The sequence below is a fragment of the Planktothrix sp. PLAVEN19ND genome (assembly GCF_057220675.1).
On record NZ_CM170132.1, the window covers coordinates 2939491 to 2960996 of the forward strand.

Consider the following 21506-nt stretch of genomic DNA (forward strand, 5'->3'; position numbering starts at 1 on the left):
TTCCCCGCAAGGGGACGGAAACATGTGACTGACTGCTCCCACTGTATTACCTGTTATAAGTTAGTTTCTATCTTTTCCCCGCAAGGGGACGGAAACTTTTGAAGATGTAGATGAGTATGGTATTTTTAACGCAAAAATAATGTTAGTTTCTATCTTTTCCCCGCAAGGGGACGGAAACAGTTGTGCAAGTTGTTCCATTAACGCTTGCTCTTGTGAATCTAGTTAGTTTCTATCTTTTCCCCGCAAGGGGACGGAAACACAGAAACTGTAACAACGCTCAACTGGTAATCTGTCAGGCATTTAAACTGCTACACCTCCGCAAAATTAAGGGTTTTTGGTCTTTTTGATAAAAAAGTTGATTTTTAAGTCATTTTTACAAAAAATTGTTAGAATAGAGAAAGGTGAGCGATCGCGCAGTGTCGAAACTCATCAGAAACCATCATGAATCAAGAAGATTGTTTAGCCGTTTATCAGGCACTTGTAGAGATGCTAAACTCTATAAAATTGGGGTGGGTAACCGAACAAGTTGCCGACGTTATTAGTGCGGGAAAAACTACCGAAGAATTGGTATCAGGACGGAAATCTCCTGATTTAAAGTTAAATTATTATACACCCCAAGAACAACTATTACTTTTAATTAATGCGATTGAGAAATCCGTCATTAATACCGGAGAAATCGAAACAGAAATTCTGGATATTTTCAGCCATGAAGCCCAAAATAGTGATTTAAAACCAGAATTGAGATTTACCTCCTCGGTGGATGGAAAAGGTACAGTGTTTAAATATAGTATTGAATCTGTTAATAGCCGCCAACAACACCGCCAAGAATTAAAAAAATTGCTGGAACAATTACGTCAGGAGATGGAAACCGATGTCGATTAATACCGCTTTATTAGATAAGATAAATCAACAGTTAAAACAAAGTTTAAATCCCGATCTGCAAACCCTTAGAGATCTTGAGGATTGGTTTAAATTCTACATTTTCAATATTATTATCAAAGCCGCTCGGAATGAAGGAGCCTTAGTTTATTATCAAGATGTTTTGAAAAGAAATCCAGAAACCTTAGTGTTTCGCCGACGGGCGGGACAAATTTATGATCTGACCCAACCCTATACCCACGCCGTGATTGAATTTGAACAAAAACCGCCCTTAGAAATTCATTTGGGTGTGAAAATTCATGGGCGTTTAAGGGTGTTATATGATTGTGATGTTTGTGTTCTTTATAAAATGGAGGCCGAGAGTTGTCGGACGAATCAACGGGAACCCCGGGCATCTCGAATTTTTATGGCGATCAACTGTCAGCATTATGCCTCGGAATTGCGACTAGAATTTGCCCAAACTTTTCTAGCTTTTTCTTCGGAATTAAGGGTAGCGGGGGATTGTTATTTTGTTTCTAATAGTTCTTCCCCGGCCGTGGGTAAACTTTTGGCCAGTCGCAAACGAAAATGGGAATATGATATTGTGCCGAGTGAAACGAATAATGTCAATCGGTTAATGTATGAATTTCAGACAAAATTTAAGGACTTCAAAGCCAGAAGTTAGCCAAATGTCCCCGAATCTGCAACAATATTAGAATCCCTGATCGGAATAGATTGGGGATGTGTTTTTTTTAGTAACCTGAAAAACAGTTAGGATATGAAAATTTATCGTTCAATTTTGGCCTGTGTCTTAGCCCTAGTCACAACGTTTGTGGTCGGTTGCAGTTCTCCAAAAGCGGCAATTCCCACCACCTACACGGAAATTCAAATTCAACAGATCCAAAAACATAACACTGATATTTTAGCCCTGCGCGATCGCTTTACTACCGAACTTCCCCGGTATATTAGCACTCGGAATTGGGTACAAGTGGACACCTTTGTGCATGGGCCATTAGGATCATTGTTGCAAGAAATGAATTATATTACTAAAAATTTGTTGCCCGATGTCCAGCCGAAAGCCCGTGAATTGTCCAGAGAAGTGTTTGAACATTTAGTAACGGTTTCTAAAGCCGCAGAAGCCCGTGATCCCATTCAAGCGGCTTCGGGATATCAAGAAGCTCTGAAAGATTTAGATTCATTCTTGAGTTTAGTCCCCAAAGCTTAGTCAAACCCAATACTTTTTAGTTGCGTTGTTGCGCCGTTGTTGCGCTTCAGCGCACTCTTATTTCCCAGGGCTAAAGCCCAACAACTTATAAGAGGGGCTAAAGCCCAACAACGGGCAAGAGGGGCTGAAGCCCAACAACGTTTTTTAAGATTTTTTATGAATTCTATTGTTATTATTGGTTGCGGTGTAGTCGGAGCTACCATTGCTTATGAACTCTCCCAAAATCCAGATTTAAAGATTACTGTTATTGATCAAAATCCTCCGGCTCAAGGCTCAACAGGGGCGGCTTTGGGAGTTTTGATGGGAATTATTAGCCAAAAAACGAAGGGAAGGGCGTGGCGACTGCGAGAGTTGAGTATGCAGCGTTATGAAACCCTAATTCCCGAATTAGAAGGGATTACGGGTAAAATTATTCCTTTTAATCGCCAAGGTATTTTATTATTATCCTATGGGGAAGATGAATTGGAAAAATGGCAAAATTTAATCAATTTACGTCGAAGTCAAGGATTAGAATTGCAATGGTTAGATCCGGATCAAATTCAGGTTAAATATCCCCAGATTAATCCTGAAAAAGTATTAGGTGCGGTCTATTCTCCCCGGGATCGACAAGTTGATCCAACGGCTTTAACTTTGGCGTTAGTCGAGGCGGCTAAAAGTCGGGGGGTGACATTTCAATTCGGTGTTAAGGTAGAATCTTTAGAAACTATAAAAACAGCAAATAATCAGCAGGTTTGTCAAGGCTTGAAAACCAGTACAGGAGAATTTAAAAGTGATTGGGTTGTGTTGGCGACGGGGTTAGGAACAACGCCGTTAATTTCTGCAATTCCTAGGGAAAATGAGCCAGAAAAATTAATTAATATTCGTCCAGTTTTAGGACAGGCTTTGCAAGTTCGTTGTCTGGAAACCTTGGGAAATGTGGGATTTGAACCTGTAATTACGGGGAATGATATTCATATTGTACCATTAGGAAATGCGGAATATTGGATTGGGGCAACGGTGGAATTTCCCGAACACGGAGATGAGATTTTAGCGAGTTCTGAACTATTGGATTTAGTGTTAAAAGGGGCGATCGCCATGTGTCCAGCGTTGGAAAACGCAACTATTATTAAGCAATGGTCTGGGTTACGTCCCCGCCCTGACGGGATTCCAGCCCCTGTGATTGGGAATTTACCCGGGTTTGAGAATATTCTATTGGCTACTGGACATTATCGCAATGGTGTGTTATTAGCACCAGCAACGGCGGATCAAATTCGTGGGATGATCAGGGTTGAGGGTTGAAAAAAGGCACGCTCTAAAATAAATCAACCCGTAGCAGGATGACATAATTCCCATAAATCCCTCAAATTCCCCTAAGTATAAATACTCGATCTTGTTTTTTTAAAAAAAGCTGTAGCTTACGTTACAAAATTTTAAGATTTTTACCTATTTCATCCACTTTCAATCAAAGGAACTATATAATGAGGGGGTAAGCACAAAAGATTATCTAAAAAAGTCCATGTTAAACACAAACCTACGCAAAAACTCCATTAAACTGTCTGACGTCCATCGGGCTAATATTCAAAAAAGACTGGAACACCGCTTGGAAGTTGCTAGAGCTAATGGAGACGAGAATTTAGTTCGTGTTCTGGAAGCCGAAATGCGCCAGTTCTAAGAATTGTCCCTTCCTTGATCAGATATTTGTATTCAGCTAGGCAGTGGTAAAACCCATTTGCGTTAACCTTACTCCTAGAAGAATTTATGAGTGAACTACCCACACTTCTCTACGATTGACATACTCCCCACGCATAAATGCGGGGGATTCTTGTTCATGGTTCACAGAAATCCACTTGCTATCTCTGGTTTCCCATTAATAGTAGAGGCGGTCTTCTCCCCATGCTTTCCCGATTGCTCGGCAGATCCCTTTTGCCCAAAGGTACTGTTTTGCCATTCCATCCCCAGAATCCCCATACCCTTTTTAAGAATATTAATTGCCGCATTCGTATCGCGACAAATCTCTATTCCACAACCAGGGCATGAATGAGTTCTGGTACTCAATGACTTTTTCACCCGATGACCACAACTAGAACAATCTTGAGAAGTATAGTTAGGCGAAACTGCCACAACTGCTTTGTCCCATACTTTTCCGTAGTAGTCTAACCATTGGGTGAATTGATACCAACTAGCATCGGAAATCGACTTAGCCAAGTGGTGATTCTTGACCATATTCGACACCTTCAAATCTTCATAGACAATCACATCGTTAGAGTGAACTACGCACCGAGCTTGCTTAATTGCCCAGTCTTTACGCTGTCTTTGAATCTTTAGGTGGGTTCTCCCCAGTCGTTTCCGAGCTTTATGATAATTATTAGATTGGGGTTTTGCCCCTTTCACAAACTTTTTACTTAATTGTTTTTGAGCTTTTTTGAGTTTACGCTCAGATTTTCTTAGGAACTGAGGATACACCACAGCATTGTCATTTTGATCCTTGAAAAAGTATTTTAATCCAAGATCTAATCCGACAACGTTGCCAGTGTATTCAATCTGTTCCTTGCGGTCAGTATCAAAGCAAAATTGGGCATGATACCCGTCCGCTCTTTTGACCACACGAACACGATTAATTTTTAACCGAAACAGATCTTCCCTTGTTTCTTTGTTGCAATAAACAGATAAAGTTCCGATCTCGAAGCCATCGGTGAAAGCAATATTCATGCAATCATTAGATAGTTTCCATCCCGAAACTTTATACTCTACAGAGCGACAATGTTTTTTAAACTTTGGGTAGCCCTTTTTATTCTCTTTCTTTCTACAACGGCTGTAGAAGCTAGAGATAGAAGCCCACGCACGTTCCGCACTAGCTTGACGAGCCGACGAATTTAACTTTCTGGCGAAAGGAAATTCTTTAGCTAAATCCTTGCATAGCGCATACAAACCAGCTTTACCCACTCCTTGATTATCCATCCAATGACGAACGCATTTATTTCTAATAAATTGCGCGGTACGAATGGCTTCATCAAGAGCTAGGTATTGCTCCTTGGTTCCGTTTAGTAGTTTGGCTTCTCGAATTAACATAGCTTTAGTTTATCACAAGATATTGTAGATAAAAGTCTTTTTGTGACGCAAGGTGGCTAAAGCCACTGCCGTGTTCATCCCCATGCCTAAAGTCAGGGGCTTTCCACTCGCATTTCGGTAAGTGTGTGCTTCTAGCATCAACGGGAGGGGCATCAAAAGAAACAGAAGTTTGTTCTGGTGACTGACATCCCCTCAGACTAGCAGTATCGCTGGTTCCCAACGACAAAATCCGCAAGGCTTCATTCTTGATATTTACCGCAGCATTGATATCACGGTCATGGGTAGTTTGACAATGCTCACAAGTCCAACTTCTAATATCAAGTGGTAAACTACCGACTTTGTTTAGACAGACGTTACAAGTTTTAGAAGAAGGGAAAAATCTATCGATTTCGATATAGGTTTTACCTTCTTTTTCTGCTTTGTACTTGAGCATTGTGCCAAACATTCCCCAACCACAATCGCTAATTGATTTAGCTAACTTATGGTTTTTAACCATATTCTTAACTGCTAGATCTTCTACAGCAATAACTTGGTTTTCGTTAACTATCTTGCGGGATAGTTTGTGTAGAAAATCTTCTCGACAACGAGCAATCTTGGCGTGGACTTTAGCTACTTTTAATTTAGCTTTTTGTCTGCTATTACTTCCCTTCTGTTTATGGGATAATTTTTGTTGTTTACGTTTTAAGTTGCGCTGATGTTTAGCAAAATGTTTGGGGTTGCTATACTTGTCCCCATCACTGGTAATGGCAAAATGGGTTAACCCTAAATCAATCCCAATTGCTTTTCCATTGGTTGATAGATTGGGCATTTCCTTACCATCATCAACCAAAACGGAAGCATAATACTTTCCATCGGGATTCTTTGAGATAGTAACGGTTTTAATTACGCCTTGAAATTCCCGATGGCGCAAACAATAAACCAACCCAACTTTCCCCGGTAGTTTTAGATAATCTCCCTCAAATTTAACGTTTTGGGGATAACTGATTGATTGCTTACCGTGTTTAGATTTGAATCGAGGTAATCTTGTCCGTTTCTCAAAGAAGTTTTTGTAAGATACGGATAAGTTAAGAGCGACGACTTGTAGCGACTGAGAGTAGGCATCTGTTAACCAAGGATATTCCTTTTTTAACTCAGGTAACAATCCTTGAATAGCTTTCCTTGATAATCCTTTCCCTGTCGTTTTGTAGGTTTCTTGACACAAGTTCAGGGCATAATTCCAATACCAACGGCAACAACCAAAACTTTTAGCTAAGGCTGTTTCCTGCTCGATATTTGGATATATACGATACTTGTATGCTTGAAACATTGTTATTTTCAAAACCCTTTAATAAAGTCTAACATATAATTGTTAATTTTGTCGGGGTTGACCGAACAAAATTAACTTGGGGGAGTCCATGTATCCCACGCTGATTTCTAGTTATTTTTTGTTTTGTGAAATTCAGCGTGGGACTTATCGCTCCCCCAAACCCCCTCGTCAGTTAAAAATTCCCAAAGCCTGGTTATGTAAAATCACCAGGCTTTTTGGTGGTTTATCTATAATAATAGCGAGCGAGGACGGTTGCAGTGCTGCTATCTATTAATCTTAGATTGAACAAATTCCTCTAAACGTTTGATGCCTTTTTCAATCGTAGTTAAATCCGTTGCGTAGGATAAACGAATATGATCATCATTGCCGAAGGCGTGACCGGGTACGGCGGCTAAGTGTTTTTCTTCTAGTAATAAATTACAGAAGTCAACGGAATTTAAACCCGTTTTGTCAATATTAATGTACATATAAAATGCCCCGTCAGGTTTGAGACAACTAATCCCCTGAATTGCATTTAATAATTTGAACATAACTTCTCGCCGATTTGCAAAAGCTAAACGCATTTCTTCTACACAGTCGAGGGAGTTTTCTAAAGCTGCGATCGCCCCATATTGAGCAAAAGTACAAACATTAGAGGTACTATGACCTTGTATACGAGTGGTGGCTTTAATAATATCTATATCCCCGGCTAAATATCCCAAACGCCAACCCGTCATGGCAAAGGATTTAGCAAAACCACTACTAATTAAAGTGCATTTATAGCTTTCAGGATGGGCGGCGGCAATACTTAAATGTTGAGCATCATCATAAATAATTTTAGAATAAATTTCATCGGAAACTACTAAAATACCCGCTTCCACAACCACTTCCGCTAAGGCGCGAATTTCCGCCGGGGTATAGACCATTCCCGTCGGGTTAGAAGGCGAATTTAAAACAAAAAGTTTGGTCTTGGGTGTAATCGCTTGGCGTAACATTTCCGGGGTAATTTTATAACCGGTTTCCGCACCCGTTGGCACAATAACTGGAATCCCTTCGACCAGTTTTACCATTTCAGGATAACTTAACCAATAGGGAGACGGAATAATCACTTCATCCCCAGGATCAACCACCGCCACCATCAAATTGTAGAGGGAATGTTTGCCCCCATTAGTAACAATAATATTGTCACTTTTATAGTCTAAACCGGTTTCTTTACTTAAGGTTTGGGCAATTAAGGAGCGTAACAGGGGTTCCCCTGCTGCTGGGCCATAGCGAGTTTTACCTTCATCCAGGGCTTTTTTCGCCGCAGCAACAATATGTTTCGGGGTATCGAAGTCCGGTTCGCCTACGCTAAAATTTAAGACATCCATCCCCTCAGCTTTCATTGCTTTTGCCTTCGCTGAGATCGCCAGCGTTACAGACGGCGGAACTTTTTCTACTCGCGCTGCTAGCTTCATATTTTAATAATCTCTGATTTTCTGTTTCAATCTTTAGATCTTAGGAGGGGGATTGCATCGTGGCAACCCATTTGTTACAGGATGGTAACATTATATTATGATTACCACGGTTTTTCTACCACAAATCTTAATCTGTTGAGGTTAAGACGCGATTATTTAGGGTTAAATATTAAGAAAAATTCAAGAAACCGGGTTTCTACTCTAATCTTTACTTCCCAATAGAAATTTTGTTGAAGAAACCCGGTTTCTGCTGTAATCTTTGATGCTTAACAGAAATTTTGTTGAAGAAACCCGGTTTCTAGGGTTTGCAACAAGGACTCAAGGGTTCATCGGCTAAACTTTCTAACCCAATCGAATTTAATAACTCTTTCCACTCCTGTAAAATCTTTGGATCTTGAGGTTTTTCCTGCCGCAATCCTGCTAATAAAGTTAAGGTTTCATACCATAATCCGTTTTGAGCATAGACTTGAATTTGTTCTAGGGGTGTATTGGCTTTTTCTAACTGACGGATTAAATTTTCACTGGGGTTAATTCGGGCGATCGCTCCTTCAACTCCATCATCCTCAGCCCGCAATCTAGGATTACATTGATAGAAAAATCGCCAACGATATTGTTTACCTACTTCTAACATTGGTGCAGATGGGGGTAACTTAAATTTGACAATTCCAGGGGTTCCGGTGAGAGGCATTTTTTGCTGAAAAATTTTATTATCTTCTTCATCTAACAACACAAATTCTACCTCTCTAGGGGGATTTGAACTGTAGGGAACATAAATCATAAATGTGGGATATCCTGATAATGTTAACACGATATTGGATTTAGGAACCAATGCAGTTAAGGGTTTAGAAACCGCCGGACAATTGGTTCGACCGGAGGAACCTTGACGATCTTCATTAGGTTCACCCCGATCTGGAGGTTGAAATTCAACGGCGACTTGTTGAGCAGATGAAGGGTGTTGGGCAACCCCAGATTTTGTTGAATTTAATGGGATTAAAATTCCAGCTAAAACAAATAATAAAAATAAGTTTAGGTGCTTCATGGATGACGGTAAAATGCTGTATTTTTTAGTAATGGGTAGAATTAAATCCGCCCTTATATCTTTATTGACCCACAATATAGGTTTTACGCAATTCTTATTTTGTATTAAACTGCAATCGCCACACCCAAACCCCCGCTCCCACCAACCCAAATAACGCCGGAACCACAGGAACCCAAATCGCCCCCAAAAACAACCCACAACACACCGCGTATAAGACAGTGGCCGTGGTTGCGAAGGTAATCAGGATTCTGGTGCGATGGCGGGTCAACAGAGCCGAAACCCCCCCTAACAGCGTCCAAAACCCAATCCAGAGTGCATCTGTCCATTTTGACCCCACTTGTAACAACGGACGATTATCTAAAACCGCAGATAGAAGATGACTAACCATTTGTGCCTGAATGATTAATCCTCGCACTTCTTGATCTGGGCTGTAGGGGGTACGATGACCTTCATCTTTAACGCTGATGCTATTAACACCGACTAAAACTAATTTATCTTTAATTAAATTGGGATCAACTTCGCCATTCAGAATTTGTGTAAACGTTACTTCTGGGGCAATGGGTTCTGATAATCTATAGTTTAGCATAATTTGATATCCTTTTCCATCCGATTTTGGATAAAATCCGATATCAGATTTCATCGGTTTTAAAATCAGATTACCCAATTTAATTTGATCTTGTGGCAAGGTTTGGGGTTGAATTCCTTGTTGTTTTAAATAATGAAAAGCGAGTTTAATGGCTAAAGAAAGTTGGGTTTTACATCCCTGGGAATTATTGATAAATAAAAGTTGACGGCGTAAAATGTGATCAGAATCGCGCATCACATCATTAAATCCAACTTGCAAAAGGGGAGCATCGGGCGGAGCAGCAAGACCGGAATCATTTTTATACGGTTTTTTACAAATTAAAAATAGATTATTTTGGGTTTTAAATTGATTAATTAAGTTTTGATATCCCGGTTCAACGGGCAGATCTCGATAAAGATTTAATCCAATGGTTCGGGGTTGATATTGGGCAAGTTTTTGTAAAAATTGAGTGAGAATTTGATCGGTAACAGTCCCGTTTTTGAAGGCTTTAATTTCTGCCTCTGTGATGGTGACTAACAATAAGCGATTATCCTGTTTTTCCATAGGGCGCGATCGCATCATGCTATCATAGGCTTTTAATTCCCAAAATTGTAAGCCTCCCCCCTGACGAATTAAACAGACTAAAAGAGTAATAGTTAAACTGATTAATCCGATTTTCTTAATTTTATTTAACTCAAAACTTGGCAAATTATGTAGATTTTTACGACGTTTTAAATCTTGCCAACTGACAGAAACAATGGCCGGATTTTGGCAAATAACAGGCAACCAACTACCACAGGGAAAACGATTTTCTAAGATGTATAACCGTTCTCTTGCTTGTCGCACTGCTAAATATAAAGATTGACCTTGAGAAAATTCCTGTAAAAAATGTTTTAAAAAAGTTTGTGCTACAACATCAGGCACAGGTTCGCGCATAACAATGGTTTGGGGAATATTTAATTGAGCAAGTTCCGTGGCTAAACCCAAACCGTCACAGGAATTAAAAATAGCAATTTGTAACCCATTTTCAATCGCTTTTTTAAACGCAGGCAATAGCATTTTAATAGAGACTTTATCTTGATGATTGATTTTAAAAGTTCCCGATCTTTCCTGGTCTTGACTGTCACTATGTCCGGCAAAAAACAGAATATCCCAACCTTGAACATCCCATAAAGCCTGATCCAGTTGTTGTGCATTAGGTTCAATTAAAAAAAACGTTTCTGTCTGGGGTAAAGCGGTTAAAATCTTTTGATCTTCTGCAATATCAATTCCCGTTTTATTCCCTAAAATCGCTAAAATTCTAATTTTTGAACCGGGGACAGATACGGAGGTTTTGCGAGTGTATTGGGGCTGACTCAGAGCTAATTCGGCGCGAGGATAATCGTGGAAAAAATGCCATAATTGCCAGGGTAAATGTCGGACTTGGAAATCCGAGGTTTCTAAAATAATTTGAATTTCATCAGTGGGTTGTAACGCTGAACGTAACTGTTGATCAATGGTGCGAAATTCGGCAAAATTAAGCCATTGATTAAACTGATGAATATATTGGGTACAGATTTCCTGAAGTTCGACTTCAGAAACATGGGTAATATCTTCTTGTTCTAATTCAATCCGCGATGGAATGCCTAAAGTGTGATAGAGTTCTTGATAAATAAACCGCCAACGTTGATAAAAACTGATCAATTCTGGTGCGGCTGGTAAACAACCCGTTATTTTAATCGGACGGGGATTTTCTAAATCCGATAGTCGTGCTGTTACTAAAGGAAATCCTGCCGTTAATGACCCTTTTCCTAAATCAATGATTACAATTTTTTCTGTCATGTTTTATCAAGTAGAGACGTGCCATGTAGAGACGTTGCATGCAACGTCTCTACATGGGAATATGTAGCAAATATTAAGGGATTTCATATTAAAAAATAAATGTTTCTGTAACAGATGCTTCAGCCAAACAGACGGTAATCCTAAATTGTTCTTCTGGCATTCCTCGAAACCGAGGCAGTTGTATATAATTATCCTGTAAACGGGATTGAACTTCTGATAAAATTTCACCTGTTTCTGATAATAAAATTAGTTGAATATTGGGAGGTAAATAACGGTCTTGGGGGGCAGGATATAACCGCACCCTGACTGCAATTTGTCCTGCTGTTTCTGGAGTTAATGCTACCCATAATACAATAGATTGACTCCCCAATTGCATTTTTAAATCAATTAATTTTGCCCCCTGAATAAAGTCTTCATCACCGCGAGATGAACTTCTTAATCCTAAAGCGGGTTGTTGAGAAACCGACTGCCAAAGTCCTGTCCATTCATCTATTAACCACAAACTTAATCGCACAGGAGTTTTAAATTCTGTGCCTTGAGGTGAATTTAAGTGAACTAATAATTCTTCGATGGGTTGTAACTGCTCCAGGGGTAATATTTCCTGATTAATAGTTGGGATAAAGCCTAAAATTTCTGCGGTTTTCAAGTTATCAAAAATCCGCACCACTACATATCCAATTCGGTTAATTTGTACTTCTGGGGGAATGCTCACCATTTGTTGTCCTTCGCGCACCGGACGACATTCTAAACGTCCGACCCCGGTTATTTGCAAATCTGCCACATTTGCACAGAGTTGAATAATCGGATTCCAACTATCACTCGCCTCTAATTCCGTGGCAATTTGCATCCATTCTAAATAACAATTAACTCCCCAAACTGCTAAGGTATTGAGATAAACCTGTTCTCGCTTGCCTCCTTTGGGATGTCGTAGGGCAAATTGTGTGGCAATATCCCTGGCTTCTTGGGATATGATAATCGGTAAACTGTAATCTTCTAAATTAAAACGTTGATTAATCATATTTTTTTTAAGTGTTTGTGCAAAATAAATTACTGAGTTAAAAAAGGGAACAGGGAATAGGGAACAGGGAACAGGGAATTAGAAATATGTAAATAATTATGTTTGGGTGCTTCAAGTGATTTGCCAAAATTAATGCAGAAGCAATTTCTCTTTCCTGCTTACTATTCAAGATATCCCTGTGACCGAGCAAAATTACGCAAAAATTTACGACAATTTCGTTCATAAAAGCTACTTAGGGTACTGACGGCAACTCCCAACTCATGAGCCAGTTGTTCCCAGTTAGTTTCGGGCGGGAGGCGACTTAAAATTAATAATTGACAGGTGATGTCTGGACGCCCGCGAACGTGAGTATTGCTCAACTCTCCTGTCACATCAGTTTGTGCCCAGTGACGCACTTCTTCTAACATCGGCGGAATATCGGGGGGTGCTTCTAATGTATCGATCAAATTAATATTTTCACACAGGGGAATATCGATAGAAATATAACGATATTGCCGTTGTTGCTGCTTTCGATAACAGTCTTTTAACCGTCCTTTTAAATAAACATTTAGCCAGGTGATTATACTTGCTCGGGCTGGGTCATACTGCGCCGCCGTCGTCGCTTCACAAAGATTTAGATATAAAAAAGTCATGGTATGTTGCCATGCGTCTTCGTAGTCTAGGGTGGACTCGTGCCACAATTTACCGGATTTTTGGATGAGGCGAATAATCTGGGTAAAACCCTTGCGACGTTCTACACTTGTGGGAGAATGTTTGCAAGTTTCAGTAGTTAATTGACGCAGTTGTTCATCAAGTCCAGTCATTTCGATTTTAGTTTAGATTTAGGATTAACTTTGTTTTGATGAAATAGTAGGGGAGTCCCAATATAAGTTAAAATTCTATCAAATAAAGTGGATATTTTTTGATTATAAAGGTTATGGGACTAAAGACTTGCTCTTGGGGAATGGGTGCGGTTACATTATTGATACAATTACAATGGGGTTTGATTATGCCTTTAGCATTCGCTCAGTCCCATGCTGAATTAGATCAGATGTATGATAGGGCATACGAACAGATTGATCAAGGAAATTTCACCCAAGCTATTGTTATATTAGAGAAATTATTGGCGATCGCAAAACAAAAAAACAATCAATTTTTAGAAGCCGCAACTCTCAATGATTTAGCCCTAGCTTATCGGAATCAAGGTGCTAATAATTTAGCATTAGAAAGCTCGACAAAAGCCTTGAAAATTTATCAACAATTAAACGATGAGGCGGGTATTAGTGTAGCTTTAAATAATCAAGCTACTGCTTATCTAAGTTTAAGTCAATATCCCCAGGCAATTCAAGGATTTGAACAGGCTTTAAAATTAGTTCAGAAACTGGGCGAAAAGTCGGGCGAAGTTAATATTTTATCTAATTTAGGGGCGATTTATCAAGCTTTAGGAAAGCATCGAAACTCATTATCCTACTTTCAACAAGCCTTAATAGTAATTAAAACCCTAGATGATACCCGGACGGAAGGAATTATTTTTAATAATATCGCTACAGCCTATATTTCTTTAGGGGAATATGAACAAGCTAAACTTGCCTTTGAGCAATCTTTAAAATTAGCCAAAACAGAACAGGATGCTCAAGGAATTGGTCAAGTCATCATTAATTTAGGGGCAGTTTATGAACGACTTAAAGACTATGATCAAGCCTTAACATTATATCAAGAAGGCTTGCCAATGATGGAAAAAGTCGGAGATTTAGAAGCCGTTGGGCAAGCGTTGAATAATATCGGTTATATTTATCGGATTCAGAATCAATATCCCCAAGCTTTCGAGTTCTATAAAAAAGCCTTAGAAGTTCGCCGAAATATCCAAGATAAACGGGGAGAAGCGGTGACATTAATTAATTTAGGGGTGGCTGAGTTTGCAGTGGGAAAATTGAATGAAGCCACTCAAACCCTCTATTCTGCCCTGGCAATTATTGAGTCTTTACGTCCCGGGTTAAGTGATGCGAACAAAGTCTCTTTCCTTGAAACTTTTTCAAAAAGTTATGGGGTTTTACAACAGGTTTTAATTGAGCAAAAACAAATTGAGAAAGCCTTAGAAGTTGCCGAACGTGGCAGAGCTAGAGCGTTTGTTGAGTTGGTAGCGCAAAATAATATATCACCGAAAAAATTAACCTCAATTTCTGTAAAATCCCCTAACTTTTCGGATATTCAAAAAGTTGCTCAAAGGCAAAATGCTACATTAGTTGAATATTCGGTTATTGTTGATCAATTTAAGCAAAATTCCACCTTATTAATTTGGGTGATTAAACCCGATGGTAGCGTGCAGTTTCGGTCTGTTGATTTAACAAGTTTAAATACAGATAACCTCGTGCCTATGTTAAGTCGCGAAGAACTCCCACCGTTGCCTCCCCTAAATGAGCTCATTCGGGGAACTCGTATTAGCCTAGATTCAGGGACTTCAGGGCTAATAGCAAATGATGTGACTAATAAACAACTCAATAAATTGTATCAGCTTTTAATCGCTCCGATTGCGGATTTATTACCGGAAAATCCCCAGGATCGGATTATTTTTATTCCCCATCAAGACTTATTATTAGTGCCTTTTGCGGCTTTAGTGGATGAACAGGGAAACTATTTAATTCAAAATCATACTATTTTAACTGCTCCATCAATTCAACTATTACAATTAACCGCAGAGCAACAAAAACAACAGCCCAGAAATGGGGAAAAAACCGCGTTAGTGGTGGGCAATCCTAATATGCCGAAAGTAGCTTTATTACCCGGAGAAGAACCTCAATTTTTACAACCCCTTCCGGCTAGTGAGAAAGAAGCGATCGCCATTGCTAAACTACTTGAAACCGAACCGTTGTTAGGGGAAAATGCCACGGAATCTAACGTGATTCAACAAATAGAAAAAGCCCGTTATATTCATCTGGCAACTCACGGAATTTTGAGTGACTTAACCGAGTCTGGAATTCCCGGGGCGATCGCCTTTTCCCCCTCAGTATCCGATGATGGGTTACTCACCTCTGAAGAAATTCTCCGATTAAATTTAACGGCTGATTTAGTTGTTTTAAGTGCTTGTAATACGGGAGCAGGAACGATTACCAGCGATGGGATTTTAGGGTTATCTCGTTCTTTAATCGCTGCTGGAGTTCCCCGTTTAATTGTCTCTTTCTGGAAAGTTGACGATACTCCCACCTTTGAATTGATGCAAACATTTTATCAGCAACTCCAACAAACCAATGATCAAGCCCAAGCCTTGCGCCAAGCAATGTTAATTACGATGAAAAACTATCCCCAACCCAAACATTGGGCAGGTTTTATGATCATCGGTCAAGCTGATTGACAGTCTTGATTTCCCTCAAAAACCCTAATTTTATAGCATGGATTAAAACTATAGCAATCCGCGTCTAGGTTGTCACATTTTATCGTAGGGGTTGGGTCTCCCAACCCAGGTTCCAAGAGGGTTGGGAGACCCAACCCCTACAGGTTTTGAACACAAATCCTACACGGGTTGCTATATAATAAAGCAATACGCATTAGCGTTTGATTATCCCTTATTCTTGAGCTTGATTGTACTCGATGCTGAATTTTTACTTTGATCCAGAAACCAATACTCACAAATCCTTTGAGTTACCTGGCGCTCGTCCCCACTATAACCCTGACCGTCCGGGTCAAGTAGAACATATTTTTCTGGACTTAGTTCTCGATATTCCTAATCAAAGTTTTCAAGGAACTTGTACCATACATTTGAATCCGATTAAAAATGGCATAGAAACCTTAACTTTAGATGCCGTTAACTTAGAAATAAAAGACATAAAAATAGAGCAAAATCAGCAGGAATTTGACTATGATGGGGAACAACTACAGATTTATCTACAGCAACCTACAACCGTCAATCAATTAATTAAAATTGTCATTAATTATTCCGTTACCAATCCCCAACGCGGACTTTATTTTATTAGTCCCAATAAAGATTATCCCGATAAACCGATTCAAGTTTGGACACAGGGAGAGGATGAAGATTCTCGCTTTTGGTTCCCTTGCTTTGACTACCCCGGACAACTGGCAACCTCAGAAATTCGGGTACAAGTTCCTAAACAATATTTAGCCATTTCTAATGGGGAATTAATTAATACCGAAACCAAAGGCAAAACTAAAATTTATCATTGGTCACAAAAACAAGTGCATCCCACTTATTTAATGACCTTAGCGGTGGGAGATTTTGCCGAAATTAAAGATGAATGGAATGGAATTCCCGTCTTATATTATGTTGAGAAAAATCGCCAAGAAGATGCTCTAAGAAGCATGGGGAAAACTCCAAAAATGATTGGATTTTTCTCTGAATATTTTGGCTATTCCTACCCCTATCCTAAATATGCTCAAGTTTGTGTAGATGATTTCATTTTTGGCGGGATGGAAAATACCTCTACAACCCTATTAACCGATCGCTGTTTATTAGATGAACGAGCCACCCTAGATAATCGTAACACAGAAAGTTTAGTTGCCCATGAATTAGCCCATCAATGGTTCGGGGATTTAGTCGTCATTAAACATTGGTCACACGCCTGGATTAAAGAAGGTATGGCGACCTATACTGAGGTATTATGGACGGAACAGGAATATGGCAAAGACGACGCAGCTTATTATCGTTTAAATCAAGCCAGAAACTATTTTTCCGAGGATAGTTCTCGCTATCGTCGCCCCATTGTTACCCATATTTATCGAGAAGCCATTGAACTTTACGATCGCCATTTATATGAAAAAGGCGCTTGTGTTTATCATTTAATTAGAACTGAATTAGGAGATGAACTTTTTAAAAAAGCGATTCAAACTTTTGTTCAAGATAATGCCCATCAAACCGTAGAAACCGTTGATTTATTACGCGCACTGGAAAAATCAACCGGAGCTAATTTACTTCCCCTATTTGATCAATATGTATTCCGAGGCGGACATCCTGATTATAAAGTATCCTATAGTTGGGATAATCATAATAAATTAGCCAAAATTACGATTAAACAAAACCAAGCCACCGATAGCGATAAACTCAGCGAGAGTAACCTGTTTGATTTGAAAATACCGATTGGTTTTGGCTATAAACCCGAGAAAAAATCTCCCGAAACCGAGGTCAAACTCAAAACCTTTACGGTGCAGGTTCATGAAAAGGAACAAACCTTCTATTTTCCCTTAGAAGAAAAACCCGCTTTTATTAGTTTTGATGTCAATAATAATATCCTCAAAACCGTAACCTTGGATTATGCGGTGGCGGAATTAAAAGCCCAATTACACCATGATCCTGATCCAATTTCTCGAATTTATGCTGCTAAAGCCTTAGCTAAAAAAGGCGGATTAGAAGCCGTTAAAGCCCTATCCAACGCTTTAAAAAATGATGGCTTTTGGGGAGTACGGGTAGAAGTTGCTAAACAATTAGTGCGGGTGAAATTAGATCAAGTTTTCCCGGGATTAGTTGAAGGATTAAATGACAGTGATGCCCGGGTCAGACGGGCGGTGATTCATAGTTTAGCTAAACTGAAAACCACCGAAAGTTATCAAGTCTTAAAACCCCTTTTAGAAAAAGGAGATCCGAGTTATTTAGTGGAAGCGACCACCGCCGCCGCCCTGGGAGAAATTGCCGCTACCCATCTCGAGGATAAACATTTAGTTGAACAAACCGTTAAACTATTAAAATCTGTCCTGAAAGAACGGGAAGGCTGGAATGAGGTGGTGCGTTCCGGGGCAATTTCAGGATTGAGTAAAATGAAAACCTCAGAAGATGCCTTAAACCTGATTTTAAAATATACCGCCCCCGGTATTCCCCAGGCTTTGCGGTTAACTTCCATTCGGGCTTTAGGGAGTATTTCCACGGGTCAAACCCCCACCAATACCGAACGCATTGTCCAACGGTTGGAAGAATTATCGAATGAGGCTTTTTTCCTAACTCAAGTAGCCGTGGTTGCCTCCCTAGAACAGATGGAAACCCCGAAAGCCATGGATGTGTTGCAATCTTTAGCCGACCAAACCCTAGATGGACGGGTTCGCCGTCGGGCGGAAGAAGCTATTCAGACTGTTCAGGGAAAAATCGGTTCTGAACCAGCGTTGAAAAAACTGCGGGAGGAACTCGACAAAATCAAAAAGGAAAATCAAGACCTTCGCAGTCGTCTGGAAACCTTAGAGGCAAAAAGTAAATCCAGCAAGTCATAAAACCGGATACCAGGCGCGAGACATTTCTCGATCTTGAAGGGTAAAAACCTTGTATAGAACTTATCTCCCCCGTATTGAATAATAATTCAACCTAACGACGTCAAAAACTTAACGTGATTTAACGTTTGATTGAGTCCCAAACGGGGAGATTTAAGTTAACTTACAAGTAAAGAACAATCAAACAGGTTAGATAGTTGTACTCGACCCCCTACTTGATCAATTCTCCGTCGGTGAATGAACGATGATCAGATTTCTTTTTTGACAAACCGTGCAATTTTTGTCAAAAAGGCTACAATCGAAAAGGTCTTGGCGTCATCCAATGATCACCTTTGAATATTTGCCTTCACTATGCTAGGACTGAAGTGGGTTGCAATCACTCACTCGGTAACTCAGTGGGTAAATATTTAAACCTGGATTCAGTTGTCACTGGTTCAGGGGTCTATGAATAGACATCTTTATTCTGTAATTAATTTTTACTAATTGAGGAGCATGAGGAACGCGGCATGACCCACAGTAACAACGGACTCGCAACCACAACAATTTCGTCGCCCAAGATAGAAACATTACCGTTAAACCTTGCCAGCAAAATCCCTCCGGACTTAGATGATATGGAACCGGATGAAGAAGATTTAATCGATGAAGAAGAAATCTTAGGGGATGTGATTGGGGAGGAAGATGACGAGAGCAAGGCTCCTAAAGGGGCGAAATCTCGGCGTCGAACTCAGACCAAGAAAAAACACTATACGGAAGATTCGATTCGTCTCTATCTGCAAGAAATCGGTCGGATTCGATTATTGCGCGCGGATGAAGAAATTGAACTCGCTCGTAAAATTGCCGACTTACTCGAACTAGAGCGAATTCGAGAGAAACTGATGGAACATTACGACCGCGAACCCAATGAGCAGGAATGGGCGAGTGCCGTTGAAATGAGGTTGCCAGAATTCCGCCGCCGTCTATATATTGGCCGCCGGGCAAAAGATAAGATGGTACAGTCTAATTTACGACTGGTGGTTTCCATTGCCAAAAAATACATGAATCGGGGTCTTTCTTTCCAAGACTTGATTCAAGAAGGCAGTTTAGGATTAATTCGCGCCGCCGAGAAATTTGATCACGAAAAAGGTTACAAATTTTCCACCTATGCGACCTGGTGGATTCGTCAAGCGATTACCCGGGCAATTGCCGATCAATCTCGGACAATTAGACTACCAGTTCACCTGTATGAAACCATTTCTCGGATTAAAAAAACTACCAAGTTACTGTCCCAAGAAATGGGCCGCAAACCCACGGAAGAAGAAATCGCGACTCGCATGGAAATGACCATCGAGAAGTTACGGTTTATTGCTAAATCGGCTCAACTTCCGATTTCTTTAGAAACACCGATTGGGAAAGAGGAGGATTCTCGTTTAGGAGATTTTATTGAATCCGATGGCGAAACTCCTGAAGATCAAGTTTCTAAGAATCTATTAAGAGAAGACTTAGAAAATGTATTAGATACCCTCAGTCCCAGAGAACGAGATGTACTGCGTCTACGTTATGGGTTAGATGATGGTCGGATGAAGACATTAGAAGAAATTGGTCAGATTTTTAATGTCACCCGGGAACGGATTCGTCAAATAGAGGCGAAGGCGTTAAGAAAGTTACGTCATCCTAACCGCAATAGCATTTTGAAAGAGTATATCCGTTAATTGCGGTTATTTCTGTTCGGGTTGAAACAATTGGATTCTGAGAAATAAATTTTTTAATTATCCTCTATTGAGGATAACTCAGGCTGCAATTTATCAACCCGTTTATGGAAACATCACAGTTAAGGATTAACCTGCCGAAACAGACTTTGAAAAAATATAAAGTTTCGGCAGATTTTTGTTGTTTATGTATATAAAATAACCACTTTTTTCTTAACCAGCGATACAATTAAATTAAAGCAAGTTTAATAACTTATGAATGCCATTTATAAACTACCCTTAATTTTAGAACCTCAACCCGAAGGAGGTTATACAATTACTTGTCCTCTTTTGCCCAATTTAATTACTGAAGCTGATACTTTAGAAGAAGTTATTCCTAATGTATCCGATGCTTTACAAGCTTTAATTGAAGCCTATCAAGATTTAAACCAACCCTTACCTGCTGTTTTAAAGCCGATAGGAGAAGATATGACCCTGTGGACAGAAAGTTTAATTCCCATTGGTACAAAATGAAATATAGAGAGGTAGCACAAAAATTAAAACAAATGGGATGCCAAGAAATTTCAAGGCGAGGCGGTGGTTCTCATCGAAAATGGTACAATCCCAACATGGGAGATTATGAATTTCAAATAACATCTATCCACTGAATATTATTAGGTTTTGGCGGCATTGGGATGTCTCGCCATTGAATAGAAGGTAAAGAATTATCTTGGGGAGATTCTGGTTCAGTTATAAGAAATGGGATTTCAGGGATATTATTAATAGTTGATTCTCGGTTATTAGATTCTTGTTGGGTCATTTCTGGGACAGTTACTTCCTGTTGTACGGTTGACTCCTGTAAGGGTAAAAACAATTCAGGTTGAAACCAAGTTTCACCCCCAACCAAGAATTCTTCTACAACCATTATTTCCATATTGAGGGAATGGCATTTTCTCCGTAGTTCTGGACTACTAGCCAGGAATACTACTTGAGATTCTAGGATTTCAGCAAGATGCAGTGAACTTAATAAATAACAATCTAATAAGTTATTATTATCCAAAGGTATATTTAAGATATTCAACTGATCGCCATAATTTTTTTCATTGATAAAATAGATTATTCCATTATTAAGGTTTCTAAAAATTAAATCATTAGAATGGGCTCCCGCCTCTAAAACATCCAGTATTTGAGTAGCAGTTGTGGTTGCATTTGCAAAATTACCATTTTTGAGATAAATCAGTTGTGTATAAAGATATTTAGGTAAAACAATATCTTTGGAACTTTGAATAATAAGTTCGGGCTGACTCATACATAAATCCGGTTCGATACAGTAGAATTTTTTCATG

Annotated in this window: 17 protein-coding genes and 1 CRISPR repeat array (1 of these 18 running past the window's edge); of the genes, 9 read left to right on the forward strand and 8 right to left on the reverse strand. The window is 39.6% G+C overall.

The features are described 5' to 3' along the window. Nucleotides 1-258: direct repeats of the CRISPR family, unit length 37 nt; unit sequence GTTAGTTTCTATCTTTTCCCCGCAAGGGGACGGAAAC (it extends 2166 nt beyond the left edge of the window). A 183-nt stretch (nt 259-441) separates the two neighbouring features. From AC2D3N_RS12920 to pirA, 5 genes are all read left to right on the forward strand, one after another. Beyond that, a complete protein-coding gene (locus AC2D3N_RS12920) occupies nt 442-882 on the forward strand; it encodes a hypothetical protein (RefSeq protein ID WP_234996814.1) in 441 nt (146 codons plus the stop codon). Beyond that, nucleotides 872-1543, forward strand: a complete 672-nt coding sequence (locus AC2D3N_RS12925; RefSeq protein WP_484691073.1) for a hypothetical protein — start codon at nt 872-874, stop codon at nt 1541-1543. The genes AC2D3N_RS12920 and AC2D3N_RS12925 overlap by 11 nt, the downstream gene beginning before the upstream one ends. A gap of 93 nt (nt 1544-1636) precedes the next feature. Beyond that, nucleotides 1637-2083: a photosystem II protein PsbQ gene (gene psbQ / locus AC2D3N_RS12930; protein WP_484691074.1), complete on the forward strand. Its 447-nt coding sequence runs from the start codon at nt 1637-1639 to the stop codon at nt 2081-2083. A 156-nt stretch (nt 2084-2239) separates the two neighbouring features. Beyond that, nucleotides 2240-3361, forward strand: coding sequence for an NAD(P)/FAD-dependent oxidoreductase (locus AC2D3N_RS12935; RefSeq protein WP_484691075.1), 1122 nt, complete (start codon nt 2240-2242; stop codon nt 3359-3361). A gap of 217 nt (nt 3362-3578) precedes the next feature. Next, nucleotides 3579-3734: an arginine synthesis PII-interacting regulator PirA gene (gene pirA, locus AC2D3N_RS12940; RefSeq protein WP_197046309.1), complete on the forward strand. Its 156-nt coding sequence runs from the start codon at nt 3579-3581 to the stop codon at nt 3732-3734. A gap of 161 nt (nt 3735-3895) precedes the next feature. On the opposite strand, the gene AC2D3N_RS12945 is transcribed toward pirA, so the two are convergent. The 7 genes from AC2D3N_RS12945 to AC2D3N_RS12975 all read right to left on the reverse strand — a co-directional run bounded on the left by AC2D3N_RS12945 (nt 3896) and on the right by AC2D3N_RS12975 (nt 13119). Beyond that, entirely contained in the window at nt 3896-5131 is a 1236-nt protein-coding gene (locus tag AC2D3N_RS12945) for an RNA-guided endonuclease InsQ/TnpB family protein (protein ID WP_484691076.1), read from the reverse strand. 4 nt (nt 5132-5135) lie between these two features. Beyond that, nucleotides 5136-6437, reverse strand: a complete 1302-nt coding sequence (locus tag AC2D3N_RS12950) for an RNA-guided endonuclease InsQ/TnpB family protein (protein WP_484691077.1) — start codon at nt 6435-6437, stop codon at nt 5136-5138. A 263-nt stretch (nt 6438-6700) separates the two neighbouring features. Further along, on the reverse strand, nt 6701-7873 hold the full coding sequence (locus tag AC2D3N_RS12955) for a pyridoxal phosphate-dependent aminotransferase (protein ID WP_079681103.1): 1173 nt from the start codon (nt 7871-7873) through the stop codon (nt 6701-6703). A gap of 298 nt (nt 7874-8171) precedes the next feature. Continuing rightward, on the reverse strand, nt 8172-8912 hold the full coding sequence (locus AC2D3N_RS12960) for a DUF928 domain-containing protein (protein WP_484691078.1): 741 nt from the start codon (nt 8910-8912) through the stop codon (nt 8172-8174). A gap of 94 nt (nt 8913-9006) precedes the next feature. Continuing rightward, nucleotides 9007-11298 carry a CHASE2 domain-containing protein gene (locus AC2D3N_RS12965; RefSeq protein ID WP_484691079.1) on the reverse strand — a complete coding sequence of 764 codons (2292 nt, stop codon included), beginning with the start codon at nt 11296-11298 and terminating at the stop codon, nt 9007-9009. A gap of 88 nt (nt 11299-11386) precedes the next feature. Then, nucleotides 11387-12316, reverse strand: coding sequence for a DUF1822 family protein (locus tag AC2D3N_RS12970; protein WP_484691080.1), 930 nt, complete (start codon nt 12314-12316; stop codon nt 11387-11389). Between the two features lie 161 nt (nt 12317-12477). Continuing rightward, nucleotides 12478-13119, reverse strand: a complete 642-nt coding sequence (locus AC2D3N_RS12975; protein WP_484691081.1) for a sigma-70 family RNA polymerase sigma factor — start codon at nt 13117-13119, stop codon at nt 12478-12480. A gap of 185 nt (nt 13120-13304) precedes the next feature. Here AC2D3N_RS12975 and AC2D3N_RS12980 point away from each other — a divergent pair, with 185 nt between their 5' ends. The 4 genes from AC2D3N_RS12980 to AC2D3N_RS12995 all read left to right on the forward strand — a co-directional run bounded on the left by AC2D3N_RS12980 (nt 13305) and on the right by AC2D3N_RS12995 (nt 20694). Further along, a complete protein-coding gene (locus tag AC2D3N_RS12980) occupies nt 13305-15644 on the forward strand; it encodes a CHAT domain-containing protein (RefSeq protein WP_484691082.1) in 2340 nt (779 codons plus the stop codon). Nucleotides 15645-15880: 236 nt separating this feature from the next. Continuing rightward, nucleotides 15881-18499, forward strand: coding sequence for a M1 family aminopeptidase (locus AC2D3N_RS12985; protein ID WP_484691083.1), 2619 nt, complete (start codon nt 15881-15883; stop codon nt 18497-18499). Between the two features lie 503 nt (nt 18500-19002). Next, nucleotides 19003-20184, forward strand: a complete 1182-nt coding sequence (gene rpoD / locus AC2D3N_RS12990) for an RNA polymerase sigma factor RpoD (RefSeq protein ID WP_079681111.1) — start codon at nt 19003-19005, stop codon at nt 20182-20184. A gap of 252 nt (nt 20185-20436) precedes the next feature. Beyond that, nucleotides 20437-20694 (forward strand): type II toxin-antitoxin system HicB family antitoxin, encoded by a 258-nt coding sequence (locus AC2D3N_RS12995; protein WP_484691084.1) that lies wholly within the window; start codon nt 20437-20439, stop codon nt 20692-20694. A gap of 112 nt (nt 20695-20806) precedes the next feature. Here the strand turns inward: AC2D3N_RS12995 and AC2D3N_RS13000 are convergent, their stop codons facing one another. Further along, nucleotides 20807-21505: a hypothetical protein gene (locus AC2D3N_RS13000; RefSeq protein ID WP_484691085.1), complete on the reverse strand. Its 699-nt coding sequence runs from the start codon at nt 21503-21505 to the stop codon at nt 20807-20809. Nucleotide 21506: the final 1 nt, after the last annotated feature.

What these genes read in the sequence shown, in the direction of transcription:
- AC2D3N_RS12920 (WP_234996814.1), top strand. Translation starts at nt 442, where the DNA reads ATGAATCAAGAAGATTGTTTAGCCGTTTATCAGGCACTTGTAGAGATG.
- AC2D3N_RS12925 (WP_484691073.1), top strand. Translation starts at nt 872, where the DNA reads ATGTCGATTAATACCGCTTTATTAGATAAGATAAATCAACAGTTAAAA.
- psbQ (WP_484691074.1), top strand. Translation starts at nt 1,637, where the DNA reads ATGAAAATTTATCGTTCAATTTTGGCCTGTGTCTTAGCCCTAGTCACA.
- AC2D3N_RS12935 (WP_484691075.1), top strand. Translation starts at nt 2,240, where the DNA reads ATGAATTCTATTGTTATTATTGGTTGCGGTGTAGTCGGAGCTACCATT.
- pirA (WP_197046309.1), top strand. Translation starts at nt 3,579, where the DNA reads ATGTTAAACACAAACCTACGCAAAAACTCCATTAAACTGTCTGACGTC.
- AC2D3N_RS12945 (WP_484691076.1), bottom strand. Translation starts at nt 5,131, where the DNA reads ATGTTAATTCGAGAAGCCAAACTACTAAACGGAACCAAGGAGCAATAC.
- AC2D3N_RS12950 (WP_484691077.1), bottom strand. Translation starts at nt 6,437, where the DNA reads ATGTTTCAAGCATACAAGTATCGTATATATCCAAATATCGAGCAGGAA.
- AC2D3N_RS12955 (WP_079681103.1), bottom strand. Translation starts at nt 7,873, where the DNA reads ATGAAGCTAGCAGCGCGAGTAGAAAAAGTTCCGCCGTCTGTAACGCTG.
- AC2D3N_RS12960 (WP_484691078.1), bottom strand. Translation starts at nt 8,912, where the DNA reads ATGAAGCACCTAAACTTATTTTTATTATTTGTTTTAGCTGGAATTTTA.
- AC2D3N_RS12965 (WP_484691079.1), bottom strand. Translation starts at nt 11,298, where the DNA reads ATGACAGAAAAAATTGTAATCATTGATTTAGGAAAAGGGTCATTAACG.
- AC2D3N_RS12970 (WP_484691080.1), bottom strand. Translation starts at nt 12,316, where the DNA reads ATGATTAATCAACGTTTTAATTTAGAAGATTACAGTTTACCGATTATC.
- AC2D3N_RS12975 (WP_484691081.1), bottom strand. Translation starts at nt 13,119, where the DNA reads ATGACTGGACTTGATGAACAACTGCGTCAATTAACTACTGAAACTTGC.
- AC2D3N_RS12980 (WP_484691082.1), top strand. Translation starts at nt 13,305, where the DNA reads ATGCCTTTAGCATTCGCTCAGTCCCATGCTGAATTAGATCAGATGTAT.
- AC2D3N_RS12985 (WP_484691083.1), top strand. Translation starts at nt 15,881, where the DNA reads ATGCTGAATTTTTACTTTGATCCAGAAACCAATACTCACAAATCCTTT.
- rpoD (WP_079681111.1), top strand. Translation starts at nt 19,003, where the DNA reads ATGACCCACAGTAACAACGGACTCGCAACCACAACAATTTCGTCGCCC.
- AC2D3N_RS12995 (WP_484691084.1), top strand. Translation starts at nt 20,437, where the DNA reads ATGAATGCCATTTATAAACTACCCTTAATTTTAGAACCTCAACCCGAA.
- AC2D3N_RS13000 (WP_484691085.1), bottom strand. Translation starts at nt 21,505, where the DNA reads ATGAAAAAATTCTACTGTATCGAACCGGATTTATGTATGAGTCAGCCC.